This window comes from Methylocystis parvus OBBP (assembly GCF_027571405.1).
Taxonomy (GTDB): domain Bacteria; phylum Pseudomonadota; class Alphaproteobacteria; order Rhizobiales; family Beijerinckiaceae; genus Methylocystis; species Methylocystis parva.
In genome coordinates, this window is the sequence record NZ_CP092968.1 from 525852 (window position 1) to 539066 (window position 13215).

Annotated in this window: 14 protein-coding genes and 1 tRNA gene; 11 read left to right on the forward strand and 4 right to left on the reverse strand. The window is 63.5% G+C overall.

Annotated features, from left to right (window positions below; translation table 11 throughout):
• Positions 1-27: 27 nt before the first annotated feature.
• The 6 genes from MMG94_RS02520 to MMG94_RS02545 all read left to right on the forward strand — a co-directional run bounded on the left by MMG94_RS02520 (position 28) and on the right by MMG94_RS02545 (position 4125).
• Positions 28-642 carry a PilZ domain-containing protein gene (locus tag MMG94_RS02520; RefSeq protein WP_016922014.1) on the forward strand — a complete coding sequence of 205 codons (615 nt, stop codon included), beginning with the start codon at positions 28-30 and terminating at the stop codon, positions 640-642.
• A 102-nt stretch (positions 643-744) separates the two neighbouring features.
• Complete coding sequence (locus MMG94_RS02525) at positions 745-2043, forward strand: DUF2157 domain-containing protein (RefSeq protein ID WP_154420068.1); 1299 nt, start codon at positions 745-747, stop codon at positions 2041-2043.
• Positions 2040-2588: a GDYXXLXY domain-containing protein gene (locus tag MMG94_RS02530; RefSeq protein ID WP_016922016.1), complete on the forward strand. Its 549-nt coding sequence runs from the start codon at positions 2040-2042 to the stop codon at positions 2586-2588. The genes MMG94_RS02525 and MMG94_RS02530 overlap by 4 nt, the downstream gene beginning before the upstream one ends.
• Before the next feature lie 409 nt (positions 2589-2997).
• Entirely contained in the window at positions 2998-3219 is a 222-nt protein-coding gene (locus MMG94_RS02535) for a hypothetical protein (protein WP_154420067.1), read from the forward strand.
• Positions 3220-3561: 342 nt separating this feature from the next.
• Complete coding sequence (locus MMG94_RS02540) at positions 3562-3732, forward strand: hypothetical protein (RefSeq protein ID WP_016920967.1); 171 nt, start codon at positions 3562-3564, stop codon at positions 3730-3732.
• A gap of 201 nt (positions 3733-3933) precedes the next feature.
• Positions 3934-4125 (forward strand): hypothetical protein, encoded by a 192-nt coding sequence (locus tag MMG94_RS02545; RefSeq protein WP_016920969.1) that lies wholly within the window; start codon positions 3934-3936, stop codon positions 4123-4125.
• Between the two features lie 44 nt (positions 4126-4169).
• Here the strand turns inward: MMG94_RS02545 and MMG94_RS02550 are convergent, their stop codons facing one another.
• Both MMG94_RS02550 and MMG94_RS02555 read right to left on the reverse strand, forming a co-directional pair.
• Complete coding sequence (locus tag MMG94_RS02550) at positions 4170-7478, reverse strand: PAS domain-containing protein (RefSeq protein WP_154420066.1); 3309 nt, start codon at positions 7476-7478, stop codon at positions 4170-4172.
• A gap of 87 nt (positions 7479-7565) precedes the next feature.
• On the reverse strand, positions 7566-8159 hold the full coding sequence (locus MMG94_RS02555) for a chemotaxis protein CheB (RefSeq protein ID WP_016920971.1): 594 nt from the start codon (positions 8157-8159) through the stop codon (positions 7566-7568).
• Between the two features lie 210 nt (positions 8160-8369).
• On the opposite strand from MMG94_RS02555, the gene MMG94_RS02560 reads away from it, so the two are divergent.
• Positions 8370-8588: an alkylphosphonate utilization protein gene (locus tag MMG94_RS02560; RefSeq protein WP_016920972.1), complete on the forward strand. Its 219-nt coding sequence runs from the start codon at positions 8370-8372 to the stop codon at positions 8586-8588.
• 193 nt (positions 8589-8781) lie between these two features.
• On the opposite strand, the gene MMG94_RS02565 is transcribed toward MMG94_RS02560, so the two are convergent.
• Both MMG94_RS02565 and MMG94_RS02570 read right to left on the reverse strand, forming a co-directional pair.
• Positions 8782-8859 (reverse strand) — tRNA-Pro (locus tag MMG94_RS02565).
• Between the two features lie 43 nt (positions 8860-8902).
• Complete coding sequence (locus MMG94_RS02570) at positions 8903-9589, reverse strand: MerR family transcriptional regulator (RefSeq protein WP_016920973.1); 687 nt, start codon at positions 9587-9589, stop codon at positions 8903-8905.
• A 158-nt stretch (positions 9590-9747) separates the two neighbouring features.
• Here MMG94_RS02570 and MMG94_RS02575 point away from each other — a divergent pair, with 158 nt between their 5' ends.
• Genes MMG94_RS02575 through MMG94_RS02590 form a run of 4 tightly spaced genes read left to right on the forward strand, consistent with a single transcriptional unit; the run spans position 9748 to position 13174 of the window.
• Positions 9748-10857: a COX15/CtaA family protein gene (locus MMG94_RS02575; protein WP_016920974.1), complete on the forward strand. Its 1110-nt coding sequence runs from the start codon at positions 9748-9750 to the stop codon at positions 10855-10857.
• A gap of 13 nt (positions 10858-10870) precedes the next feature.
• Positions 10871-11806 carry a TIGR04222 domain-containing membrane protein gene (locus tag MMG94_RS02580; protein WP_016920975.1) on the forward strand — a complete coding sequence of 312 codons (936 nt, stop codon included), beginning with the start codon at positions 10871-10873 and terminating at the stop codon, positions 11804-11806.
• Positions 11766-12629: an MbnB/TglH/ChrH family RiPP precursor modification enzyme gene (locus tag MMG94_RS02585; RefSeq protein ID WP_040579400.1), complete on the forward strand. Its 864-nt coding sequence runs from the start codon at positions 11766-11768 to the stop codon at positions 12627-12629. The genes MMG94_RS02580 and MMG94_RS02585 overlap by 41 nt, the downstream gene beginning before the upstream one ends.
• Positions 12611-13174, forward strand: coding sequence for an Os1348 family NHLP clan protein (locus tag MMG94_RS02590; protein ID WP_016920977.1), 564 nt, complete (start codon positions 12611-12613; stop codon positions 13172-13174). The genes MMG94_RS02585 and MMG94_RS02590 overlap by 19 nt, the downstream gene beginning before the upstream one ends.
• Positions 13175-13215: the final 41 nt, after the last annotated feature.

Genomic DNA, 13215 nt, shown 5'->3' on the forward strand with positions numbered 1-13215 from the left:
AAACTCAATGCGGAAGCACGCGCAGACATGGCCGCGATTCAACCCCAACTCAATTACCTCTACGACTCGCGAGAGAACCGGCGGTTCCAACGCGTTCCCGTCACCCTTTTCGGGCGCTACATGCTCGAGTCGCGGCGCGAATATCCGTGCCAGACCGTCGAGATGTCGCCCGGGGACATGACGCTCTTTGCGCCGGTCAAGGCGCAGATCGGCGAGAAGGTCGTCGTCTATCTCGACGAGATCGGCCGTTTCGCCGGCGTCGCCATGCGGCAGACCGATGTGGGCTTCGCCCTGTCGATGAATCTGCCGCCGATGAAGCGCGACAAGCTTGCCGACCAGCTCACCTGGTTCGCGAACCGCCACGCTTTCAACCTGCCCGAGGATCGCCGTCACGAGCGCATCACGCCGCTCATGCAGCGCACCCTGGTGCGCCTTCCCGACGGGCAGGAAATCATCGCCAAAATCAAGGACATTTCGCTTTCGGGCGTCGGCATCGAAACCGAAGCGCGTCCCTATCTCGGCGCCAAGGTCATCATCGGCACCACGCCGGCCGTGGTCGTGCGCCATTTCGAAGGCGGGATCGGCGCGGAATTCGAAAAGCCGTTCCATCCCGGCGATATCGACGAGTCGACGCGGCTCTGAGGCGCAGCGCGGCCATATTGCGCGCTGCTTCATATTTTATTTCTATTGCCTCTGAACGCCTCGCCGCCTCCGGCGAGCGACATTGGAGCCGAGCGTCTCGACATGCAGGACCGCAAGCATGTGGCGTGGCTGTATGGCCAATTGCCCGAACTCGTGCGCGACGGGGTGCTCGACGCCGAAGCGGCGGAGCGCCTTCATCGGCGTTTCGGCGCGGTCGAACTGAGCGGCCGCAACCGCGCCGTGATTCTTTTCGGCATCCTCGGCGCGGCGCTGATCGGCGGCGGAATCATTCTGCTGCTCGCGCATAATTGGGAAGATCTGAGCCGCGCGACGCGCACGGTCCTCTCCTTCATCCCGCTCCTTGCGGGGCAGGCGCTGTGCGGCTGGACCCTGTTGCGGCGCGCCGACAGCACGGCATGGCGCGAGGGGGCCGGCACCTTCCTGACGCTGGCGATCGGCAGTTCGATCGCCCTCGTCGCGCAAACCTATCATCTCGGCGGCAGCTTCGAGGATTTTCTGCTGACCTGGGCGCTGCTCGGTCTGCCGGTCGCCTATCTGATGGATGCGACGCTCCCCGCGCTGCTCTATCTTGTCGCCATCGTCACCTGGGCCGGACTCTACCTTGGCGGTTTCTGGCATCGCAGCGACGCCAGACTGCTGAGCTATTGGGGTCTGCTGGCGCTCGTCATGCCCTGGTGGCTGCTCCAGATGAGAGAGGGGCGCTATCGCTCCAAGGTGGCGCTGTTCGGCTGGACGCTCGCTTTGACGCTTCCCATCGGCTTCTTCTTCTCGATGGAGCGCTTTTCGCTCGGCCATGGCTGGCAGATTTGGCAGAGCGCGTTCTGGACGACGCTGTTTCTGGCCGGCGAGAAATGGTGGGGCGAGGCGGCGTCTTCCCGACAGCGGCCGCTTCAGACGGTCGGCGCGCTCGGCGCGGTCGCGCTCGCCTTGTCGCTCACTTTCGAAGACCTCTGGCGGCTCCATGACGGCGACAGCGCGGGCGGCGCGGGTCTCGTTCTCGTCGTCGGCTGGCTGATCGCCAGTCTCGCGCTTCTGGGCGATGCGCTGCGTCGCGGCGCGGTGGCGCAGACGCTGCTCGGCGCGCTTCCACTTGTCGCCATCATCAGTTTCTTCCTGGTCAAAGCCTCTCCCTGGGCGGCGGTCGCGCTGATGAATCTCTACGTCTTTGGCTTGGGCGTCGGGGTTCTCGCCGCCGGGCTGCGTTCGCACAGGCTGGGAACCATGAACGCCGGGATGATGATTCTCTCCGCGCTCATTCTCTGCCGCTTCTTCGACGCCGATATCGGCTTCGTCGCGCGCGGCGTCACCTTCATCCTGATCGGCGCGGGTTTCCTCGCCGCCAATCTCCTGATGTTGCGCAAACGCGGAGCGGCGCAATGAAGCGGGCCTGGATTCTGGCGGCCTTCGTCGTCGTCTGCCTCATACAGCTCGCCGCGCCCGCCAGCATGATCTGGCGTCAGGAGCGCGCTTTCGCGCATGGGCGGGCCTTCAAATTCATGACCGCGCCGGTCGACCCCTATGACGCGTTCCGCGGCAAATATGTCGCCCTGAGCTTCCGCGACATCGCGCCGCAGCTGCCGAAGGATTTCCCCTCCGGCTACACGGGCAAAGCCTATGCGCCGATCATCGTGGGCGAGGACGGCTTCGCCCGTTTCGGCGAGGCGGCTTTGTCGGCCCCGAAAGACGCGCCCTATCTCACGCTGAATGTCGAGGGGGGCTATCCGGGCAACGTGCTGCCGTTGCCTTTCGATCGCTATTTCATGGAAGAAGAGAAGGCGCCCGCCGCCGAGCGCGCCTATGCCGAACATACGCGTGAAAAGGACGCTTATGTCGTCGTGCGGATCCTCGACGGCGACTGGGCGATCGAGGATCTCATCGTCGGCGGCAAGCCGATCGGCGAGGCGCTGAAGAAGGAGACGCGCTGAGCCAGGGCGATTGGGTGAACCACAATCTCGGAGATTAGCCGCCAATACCTCCCCTTTACGGGGAGGTCGGCGGTCGAAGACCGCCGGGTGGGGCTCTCGATGCAATAAATGATGGTGCGGGTTTAACCCCACCCGACCCCGCCTTCCGGCGGGGCCACCCTCCCCGTAAAGGGGAGGGATTGGCTCATGCCCAGCATTTATCCGATTGCCCTGCGCCTGAGTGGCTCTCTACTGACCGCAGACGTCCCAAAGCCCTGCGTGCGCGTCTGATTCTGTTTCGTTGGCGATGCGAAAGAAGTCGCCGGCGGGAAGAAAAGCACGGGCGAGACGGCTTTGGCGCCGCGCGCTCATCGACGAATGTCGCGCGTGCGTCATTTCCAGGGCGCAGGCTTTCGAGCGGAGCGCAAATATGCCGAAGCTCATCTCCTCCCTCATCGCCCTGGTTATCGGCTATCTCGACGGCGCCGGTCTCGGCGCCGCGACCTATGATCTTCTCGCCGGCTCCAGGCCCGGCATGGAGTTAAAGATCGCCCTGATCGCCGTGCTCGTGACCGGACCGCTCGGCGCCTTGCTCGGCGTGCTGTTCGCGCTCGATCGCTCCGCTGGCGCTGCCGGAACTCCGGTAAAGTAAGCTGTAAGCCGTAACGGTGCGGCGCTCTTCGCGTTGAGGCGGTCACGTCAATGCGCCGAATCCATCTCGGCGTCGCATCCGTCTTGGGGAAGAGTTGTTTCGAACAATTATAATAATTATGTTGCCTATTGTCAGTTGCGCTGATCATCGTCAAATAATAATCTAGGTGCGGCGCTTTGATGCGGCTGCACTACGCACAATAAATCCAAATCTTTACAAGATAGCGGTTTTTTGTCGCATCCAATATCCGTTGTAATAAACGAGAGACGGATTTCCACTTGGAGCCGGGCGAATTCGTTCGACGCGAACGCCCCCCACAAAGCAAAAATTGGAGACGCTAAGATGGCTGCGCAAGAAATCGAAGTCACTCCGAAGATCTATATTTTCGCCGCTGTCGGCGCGCTGATCCTCGGCGCCATCGGCGGCGGCCTGCTCGCGAGCGGCGCGGTGGGCTACCTTTCCTCCGGGATCATCGGCGCGATCGTGGGCGGCGGAATCGGCATCTTCATGTGACGCCGTGAGGGGCCCCGCCAGCAGAGGCGGTCCATATTGATCGGGAATGCGCCCCGCCGTCACAAGCGAGCGGGGCGTTCTGTTTTTATTGCATTTTCAGCGGTTCGCGCGCGGCGGCAAGCTTATTGCTCTCATATCCGCGCAAGGCGCTCAAAGCGCGCCCTGCCGACAAACGCGCCAAAATTTGTAAGGGAGAAGACGATGGCCGAAGAGAAGGTCACCGTGGAGCAATTGCTCAACGGAAAATGGGCCTGTTTCCTGCACTTGCAGGGCCATGACGCGCCCATCAATCTGGGCAAGGAATTCAAGAAGGAAGAAATGGCCGAGAATTGGCTCAATGTTTCCGAATCCGTGACCGCGATCGAAATGATGGTGCGGAAATACAAGAAGTAGCCTTGGAAAGCGGAAGCATCCCGAGCGCGGCTGCGCCGGGATGCTTATCTCTCGTCCCGCTCTGAAAGAAGGTCTCGCAGAGCCTCGACGGATGCGGGCTTTGTGATATGCGCGTTGAAGCCCGCCGATTTGGTTTTGAGACGCGCGTCTTCCTGCCCCCAGCCGGTGAGGGCGACGAGGCGAACGTCACGTCCTTCCGGCAGGTTTCGGATGATCGACGCCGTCTCATATCCGTCGAGCCCCGGCATTCCCAAATCCAGCAAGACGACGTCCGGCAGAAACTCTTGAACGATCGCAGCGCCGTTGCGCCCGTCATAGGCGGCGCGCACGGTCGCGCCCAAGCCCTGCAGCAGGATGCACAGAACATCCGCGGCGTCGCGGTTGTCGTCGATCACCAGCACCCGCTTGGACGGGTTCGCATCGGCTGGACGGCCAGTGTCGGCGACGGGCGAATGCGCCATGTCGAGCGGCAAGCGTATGGTGAATTTGCTTCCCATTCCAAGGCCGTCGCTGCAGGCGGATACCGAGCCGCCGTGCAACAGAACGAGATTGCGGACGAGAGCGAGTCCGATTCCGAGGCCGCCATCCCCATGGCTGTCGATCTGGGCGAAGAGGTCAAAGATATGTGGCAACTGCTCCGTGGAGATCCCGCGTCCGTCATCTTCGACGGTTATGACAGCCTCGTCATTGTCTCGCTTCGCGATTAGGTCGATCGCGCCGCCATGCGGCGTGAACTTCACCGCGTTGCTCAGGAGATTCGTGAAAATCTGCACCAGCCGCGCGCGGTCGGCGAAAACGAGAAGCGGCTCCGACGGCTCCGTTATGGCGCATTTCTGGCCGCCTTTTTCGATGAGCGGAAAGCTCGCCTCCAAGGCGAGGCGCAGCGCCGCCGTGACGTCGATGGTCTCCTTGCGCAACTTGATTTTGCCGCGGCTGATCCTCGAAATTTCGAGCAGGTCGTCGACGAGCCGGACGACTTGGTCGGTTTGACGCTGCATGATGCCGATCATCTTCTCCTCGCGTTGGTCCGCGCGCTCCGTTCTGCTCAGAACCTCGAGACCGCTGCGAATGGGCGCGAGCGGATTGCGCAGCTCATGCGCGAGCATTGCGATGAATTCGTCTTTTCGCCGAGCCGCCCCTGCAAGGGCCGCCTGAGCCTGAACGAGGTCGTCAATCTCGGTGGAGACGCCGACATGTCCGAAATATTCGCCATTTTCTCCCAATAGCGGCTGCGCATAGTTTTCGAACCAACGCAATTGGCCGTCATGGCGTCGGATACGATCGCGCCGTCGCCACCCGCGTCGGTCGCGCACGGCGGCCAGATAATCGGCGACATAGTTTTGAGCGTGATCGGGATCGAGCAGAGATCGCCATCCCTCGCCCCTCACCTCGTCCTCTGATCTGCCCGTATAATCGAGGAAATACTGGTTTATGTAGATATTCTCGCCGTTTTGCCCGTTGTGCCAGATCAGCGCCGGGGCGGTGTTCGCGAGGATGCGGAATTTCTCCTCGGAGTTGCGCAGCGCCGTCTCGGCGCGGGCGCGCTCGACGGCCGCCCAGGTTCGCTCGGCGGTTTCTTTCAAAGCGTCGAGTTCGGACGTCGTCCAGACATGGGGAGTGGCGTTGAGGGCGATGAGGGCGGCGACAAACCGGTCTCCCTTCACGAGCGGCGTGCACGCATAGGAGCGGATTTGAAGCGCTTCGAACGCGTCCTGCTGTTGCGTCCGAAGCGACGCGTCCGTCTTCAGGTCGGCATGCGCGACTGTCTCGCCGCCGCGAAGCTTGTCGAGATTGCTTTCGTCGAAATCGCCGAAGCGAAATCTTCCGCCGAGGAGTCTCGCCAGACCCGGGGCGACGTCCTCCGCCGTGCAAAGCACTGTTTCCTCATCCTCGACGGTTTCGACGTAAACGACGCGATCGCAACCAAGGTGCGCTCGAAGCAGCCGCGCGGCGTTCTCTCGAATGCCGGCCGCGTCGGACAAATGTCGCAGGCCGTCGCTCAGCGTCAGCAGAAACGCCTGCTGCGACTCGCTCTGGCGCAGCGCCGCCTCCGCCCGCGCCCGCGCCTCCGTCTGCATGTGGTGCGAAATGATGATCGAGGCTGTCCGCGTGATGATCCTGGCGAGATCGACGTCGCGCTCATTGACTTCGTGAGGCGCGCGGAAATAGATCGCGAGTGTGCCCACGAATCTTCCCGCCTCGGTGTTGATCGGGAAACTCCAGCACCCGCGGTAATCGAAGCGCTCGGCCAGCCACCGCCACGGCGCCCATCGTTCATCCGTCGAGACGTCGGCGGTTAGAACGGGTTCTCCGGAATAGGTCGCGAGGCCGCAAGCCAGGGACTCCGGTCCAATCTTGAAGCCGGCGACGGCGCGGGCGTAGGCGTCCGGCATGCCGACGATATGGCGCAACGTTAAATTATCGTCTTCAGAGAGGTAAAAGGCCGCTCGCGTCTCGTCGCCAAGCGCTCGGACGACCATGCGGCTCAATGCGCCGAGCGTCTGATTCAGCGGCGCGTCGTCTATGGCGCTCTCGAGCGCCGCCGCCTGATCTCGCAACAACGCCTCGCGTTCCCGCAAGATCGTCTCAACGCGCATGCGCTCCGTCACGTCATAGGCGACGCCCGACACGCAGATGGGCCTTCCCGCCGCGTCGAACTCGGCCTTGCCCTTGGCCGTGATCCATAGCTCCGCGCGATCATTGGCGCGGCGGACGCGATATTCGGCCATAAACGGCGCCTTGCCGGCAAGCGCAGCTTTCATTCGCGCGTCGACCTTGTCGCGGTCTTCCGGATGCACCAGAGCGAGGAAGTCCTCATATTGGTGCGGAGCGTTCTGCGGCAGCCCGTAAAGTTCGAAATAAGTGGGGTTGAAGGTCGTCTGGTTCGTCGTCCGGTCCCAGAACCACATTCCAACTTTTGCGAAGTCCTGCGCGAGCAGAAGTCTGGCCTCGCGCTCGCGCAAGGCGATCTCGGCGCGTTTTCTTGCGTCGACGTCGATATGCATCCCAACCCATTTGCGAACCGACCGGGCCGAGTCGAGATAAGGAACGGCGTGGACGTCCGTCCAGCGCCAGCCGCCGCCGCAATGTTTCAGCCGGTATGTCGCGTCGTATCTGCGGACGCCGGCAATCGCCGCGCGCCATTCCTTCTCCGCATCCGCGCGGTCTTCCGGATAAATCGCTTTGAGCCATCCATCGCCAAGCCGTTCTTCAACGGTTTGACCCGTATATTTGCGCCAACTCGGACTGTCCGCGACGACGGCGCCGTCAGCCTCGGTTTCCCAATATATTTGGGCGAAAGACCGCATGAGGAAAGATAAGGAGTCGTCGCCTTCCGCTGGCCGTGACGTCACTAACCGCTCCCCCGCACATCTTTGGCCGGAGGCAAGTCTTTCACGCCAATGACGCCCGGAAAAGCGTGGCTGTAGCGATGGGAGCGGCTATTTCCGATCAACGAGGCTGTGGCCTGTCCTTGTCGGTTCGCTCCCGTACGCTTGCAGGAACCTCGCGATGTCAGCGACGGACAAACATGCGTCCGGATGATCTCTCGCGATCGCCGTCGCGGGCATAGAGGGGTTGAAGGATTCTTCTGGCTTTTGAACGACGACGCAGCCGCCATGCTCCTTTATGACGCGCAGTCCCTCGGCCCCGTCACTGTCCCCGCCGCTCAGGACGACGCCGATAACGGATTTTCCATAAGCCTTTGCCGCCGAGATGAAGAGGGGGTCTGCGGCAGGTCGAGTGTGATGCACTTTCGGACCACGGTTCAGCCTGATGCGCCCCGCCTCCAGAACCATGTGCTGGCCGGGCGGGGCGACGTAAATATGGCCCGGTCGGATGGGCCGATCATGCTTAGCGAAGGCGACGTTCAGCCTGGAAGACCAGGAGAGAATTTGAGGGAGGTCGCTTCGATGGTCGCCGATATGGACGACAATGAAAATTGACGATGGGAACGCGCATGGGAGCGCCGCGACGATGCGTCGCAGCGGCTCCAGCCCGCCGGCGGAGGCGGCGATCACGATAATTTTGCTCATAGACGCAGAAGCGTCGCGCCGCGCAGAAGGTTCCGCACAGCGATGACGGCGCGAGAGTTCGCGCGTGGAAACTCAGCCTTGAATTTGTGGACTCGCCCGCGCTAGCTTGCCCCGGTTCTCGCCGGCGCGCCTTGCGCGAAAAACAACTGACGCCGGACGTAAGCGCGGGGCGTTTTTCGCAACCGCTTTTGGTCAAACTTCGGAGAAGAAATGACAGAGACTGTGCGGGACAGCAACGGAACGGAGCTAAAGGACGGCGACTCCGTCACGTTGATAAAAGACCTGAAGGTGAAGGGCACGTCTACGACCCTGAAGCGCGGAACTTTGATCAAGAATATCCGCCTCACCGGCGATCCGGCGGAGGTCGAATGCCGCGCTGAAAAGATCAAGGATCTCGTCTTGAGGACGGAATTCCTCAAAAAGGCGTGATCGCCGCATCCCGCCGGACGAGGAAACGCTCCGACCGCGTCCGTCGCGGCGGGGCGTTCTGCATTTCCGAAACGGCTGTTCTTCGCGTCATATGCGCGCCGCCTCGAGGCTCTTTCCGCGCGCCGGAATTTGCGAAGCCCGAGCGGAGAGCGCCGACGAGATTGGCCAGATGGAAATCGACCTGGTTTGAAAATGGTCGGAGTGGCGGGATTCGAACCCACGACCCCTTGTCCCCCAGACAAGTGCGCTAACCGGGCTGCGCTACACTCCGACTGCGCGCCCTTATAGAGAGGCGCGGGCGCTCTGGCAACGGGCTAACGCCGCGTGAGATTCAGGAGCCTTTTGCACTCCTCGATCTCGGCGAGAGCCCCGCGCAGGAGCTGGGCCTGTTCCTGATCCAACCGGCGCGTCACGACGACGGGCGCATTGAAGACGGGGGGCGCGACCGGAATCGGCTCCGAGGAATCGGGCGCGACTCCGGGAATCTCGGAAGACGGCTCGAAAATCGGCGCGGCTTCGACATCCGGCGCCTCGGATGCGAAGGTCTGGGGCTCGGGCTCGGGCAGATCGAGCGAAGCCTGTTCGGCGAAGCGCGACGGCGGAGGAGTGAAAGGCCCGGCCGTCGATTCGACCCGGGACGCCGGTTCCGGCGGCGTGTTCTGAACGGGCTCCGGCGGGGCGGGGGCGGGCGTCGATTCGCCGCTCTGGCGGCGGCGCACATCGGCGATGACGCCCTCGACGCCCTGCTCCTTGAGGATGCGCTGCACCCCCTTGATCGTATAGCCCTCGCGATAGAGCAGGTGGCGGATCGCCTCGACGAGTTCGATGTCGCGCGGGCGGTAGAAGCGGCGGCCGCCGGCGCGTTTGACGGGGTCGATCTCTTTAAAGCGCGTCTCCCAGAAGCGCAGCACGTGCTGCGGCAGGTCGAGATGCTCCGCGACTTCGCCAATGGTGCGAAGCGTGGCGATCTCTTCCCTGGATAAAGCGCCTCTGGCGGCCACCGTCCGTCCCCGACTCAACCTGCGGTCATTCTTACATCGCGGCGGGATTTCCTTTCAGCCCAAAATCTGGCGCTAAACCGGCGAGCGCCGCGCAAGGTGTGGACAAGGGTCGGCCGCATCCCTTAACTGCCGGGACAGACAAACCCTGGGCGAAGCTTATGGAAGACTGGCTTCTCTTTCCGCATCCCGTTCCCGAGGTGAAGCATCGCGCCACGGAGGCGAACGCGGTCGGCGTGCGCAACTGGCTCTGGATCGTCGCGGCCCTCGTCTTTTTGATGGTGCTCGTCGGCGGCGCGACGCGGCTGACCGAATCCGGCCTCTCGATCGTCGAATGGAAGCCCGTGACCGGCGTCATCCCGCCGCTCTCCGAGAAGGAGTGGATGGACGCCTTCGAGGACTACAAGAAGATACCGCAATATAAGGAGCTGTTTCCGGAGATGGACCTTTCCGGATTCCGGTTCATCTACGCCTGGGAGTGGGCGCATCGCCTGCTCGGACGCCTGATCGGCGTCGTCTTCGCGGTTCCGCTCGTCTGGTTCTGGGCGACGAAGCGGCTGCCTTCCGCCGTGAAGCCGAAGCTCGTCTTCATTCTGGCGCTGGGCTTGCTACAGGGCGGCGTCGGCTGGTGGATGGTGTCCTCCGGCCTCGCGCATCGCACCGAAGTCGCGCAGGAGCGGCTGGCGATCCATCTGATCATCGCCGCCTTTATCTTCTCGTCCTGCCTCTGGGTGGCCGGCGGCCTCGGTCCGCGCCGCGAGTCGAGCGCGCATGACCATGTCGGGCGGCTGCGCGCGACGGGCTTGCTGCTTCTCGCAATCGTCTTCGTGCAGCTTTTCATGGGCGGCATCGTCGCCGGGCTGCGGGCGGGGCTTGTCGAGAACACCTGGCCGCTGATCGGCGGCGCCTTCATCCCCCCTGTGGACGCGCTTTTCCCGAAAGAGCCGTGGTGGTCGAATATTTTCGACACGCCCATCACCGCGCAATTCTTCCACCGCATGATCGCCTATGTGATCTTCGTCCTCGCGGCGCTACATCTGATCGACGCGGGGATGAACGCCGGCGGCCGGGCGCGGACCGGCGCGGTCATCGTTTTCGGGCATATTGTCGGGCAGATCGCCCTGGGCATAGCGACGTTGCTGCTCGTCGAGCCGCCATATGCGGGGACGCCGCATCTTCTGCTGGCGCTCGCCCATCAGGCGATCGGCATGGCCGTGCTCGCCGTCGCCACCCTGCAGGCGCGCCGGCTCGTGCACGACCTCGAAGCTTAAAAGGGGAAGGGCGATGTTGCGGAGCCTCGACGTTCTCAATCTCCCGGGACCGGATTTCCTGAACGTTTTCGGCCTCGTCGCGATCCTCGTGCTCGCCGCGGGCTGGCTCGTCATCCATTTCGCGGACAGGACGGGAAACGCGCCGCCGGCCGTGCCGCAGAATCCGGACCCTGTCGATGTCGCCTTTCTGCAGGGCGGCGTGAACCAGGTCATCCGCATGATCGTCTATGACCTTGTCCAGCGCGGCTATGCGGCGCTGGGTTCCGACGATCGAGTTGCGCCGACCGCGAAGCGTCCGGAGCCGGGCGCGCTCGACGCCATGGAAAGCCGCGTCCTGGAGTCCATCCAGGCCAGGCCGAAGGCCCATGAGCTCTTCGCCAATCGCACGCAACGGCAGGAATTGGCGGCGGCGCTGCGGCCCGCGCATGACAGGCTTGCGGCGGAAAATCTCGTGAAGCCCGAATCGGTGAAGATCTGGCGGACGCGCGTGCAAATATTCGGCGCGCTCATTCTCGTCGGTCTCGCCGGCGCGAAGATCTATGTCGCGCTGAATACGGGACACAAGAACGTCTGGTATCTCGTCTTCCTCTGCGCCGCCGCGGTGATCGGCCTTTTCGTGATGTGCTACGTCGCGACGCGCAGCCATGCGAGCCGTCGCGGCCGCGCTTATCTCGACGCGATGAAGCTCGCCTATAAATCCCGCCTCGAAGAGCGGCTGCAGGAAGTCGGCGCGCCGGCGCCGGTCAAGGCCTTCGAAGGCGCCTCTCTGTTCCTGATCGGGCTCTACGGTTTCTCCGTCTTGAAAGGCACCGCCGACGCCGCCTTCGCCGAGCATTTCAAGCGGGCGTCCGGGGATGGCGGCGGCGGAAGCTGCGGTTCGAGCTGCGGCAGCTCCTGCGGCAGCAGCGATGGCGGTAGTGGTTGCGGCGGCTGCGGCGGCGGTGATTGACGCGCCCGCTCTCGGCTCCGGCATCGGCTATCGGCCGGCCTTCCGCGCCGATCTTTTCGCCAACCGCGCCCGCGTCGATTTTCTGGAGATCATCGCCGACCACTATTTCAGCGCGTCGCCCGAGAAGCTCCGCGAACTCGATCTTCTGCGCGCGCATTTTCCCATCGTGGCTCATGGGCTCGATCTTTCCATCGGCTCCGCGGAAGGGATCGACCCTGCCTATCTCGACAGAGTCGCGGCGCTGATCGCACGCGTCGATCCGCCCTGGTGGAGCGAGCATCTCTGCTTCACCCGCGCGGGCGGCGTGGATATCGGCCATCTCGCGGCGCTGCCATATACGCGGGAAGCGATCGACATCGTCGCGCGCAATGTCGAGACGGCGCGCAAGCGCATCAAGGCGCCGCTCGTCATCGAAAATATTACGACGGTCGTGCGCGTGCCCGGCGCGGAGATGGACGAACCCGAATTCCTGACGCGGGCGCTCGACGCGACGGGTTGCTTCTGGCTTTGCGACGTCGCCAATCTCTATACGAACGCGGTCAATCACGGGATCGACATCGATGCGACTTTCGAGCGCTGGCCCTGGGACCGACTCGTGCAGATCCATTATGCGGGCGGGCGCTGGCGCGACGGCGTCCTGATCGACAGCCACGACTCCCCGACGAGCGAAGCCGTCTGGGATCTCTATGACCGCATCGTCGCGCGCGCGCCGGTGAGGGGCGCGATCCTGGAGCGCGACGAGCGCCTGCCGCCTTTCAGCGAGCTGCTCGATGAAGTCGCGCGCGCCCGCGCCTCACTGGAGAAATGCGGCCGATGGGGCTGATGCAGACGCAGGCGCTGCTCGCGCGCCTCTTCACGGACGCCGATCTGCGCCGCGCCTTTTTCGACGATCCGCAAAGGACGCTGAGGGGCTTTGACTTATCCGAGGATGAGGCGACGGCGCTCGCCGCGCTGGACAAAGGCGAGGTCGAGGAATTTGCGCGCTGCCTTCTCGGCAAGCGCGCGCTCGACGCGCGCAAGGTTCTGCCGCTTACGGCGAAGGCGCTCGGTCCCGATTTCGACAGGCTGTCGCGCGAGGCGATCGTCGGGCCGCCACCGCCGGGCCGCCACCGCGCCGACGCCGCGGCGCTTGCGCGGCTGCTGACGTCGCGCAAGCTGAGTCCCGGCTGGATCGGCGATCTCGCGCGTTTTGAAATGGCCTTTGTCGCGGCCGCGCGGCCCGGGGTTGTTCTGCGGCGCTTCGCTTGGCCCGTAAACGACGTTACGCGCCAGCTTCTCGCCGGCGCGCCCGTCGATGTTCGTCCCCGGCGGCGCTTTGGGATATGGCTCCGCGCGCCGGGTCGAAAACTTTATTGGCGGATGTTTTAAGGCCGCGGCTCGGCTCGTTCGGGACTTTTCACCGTCATTGC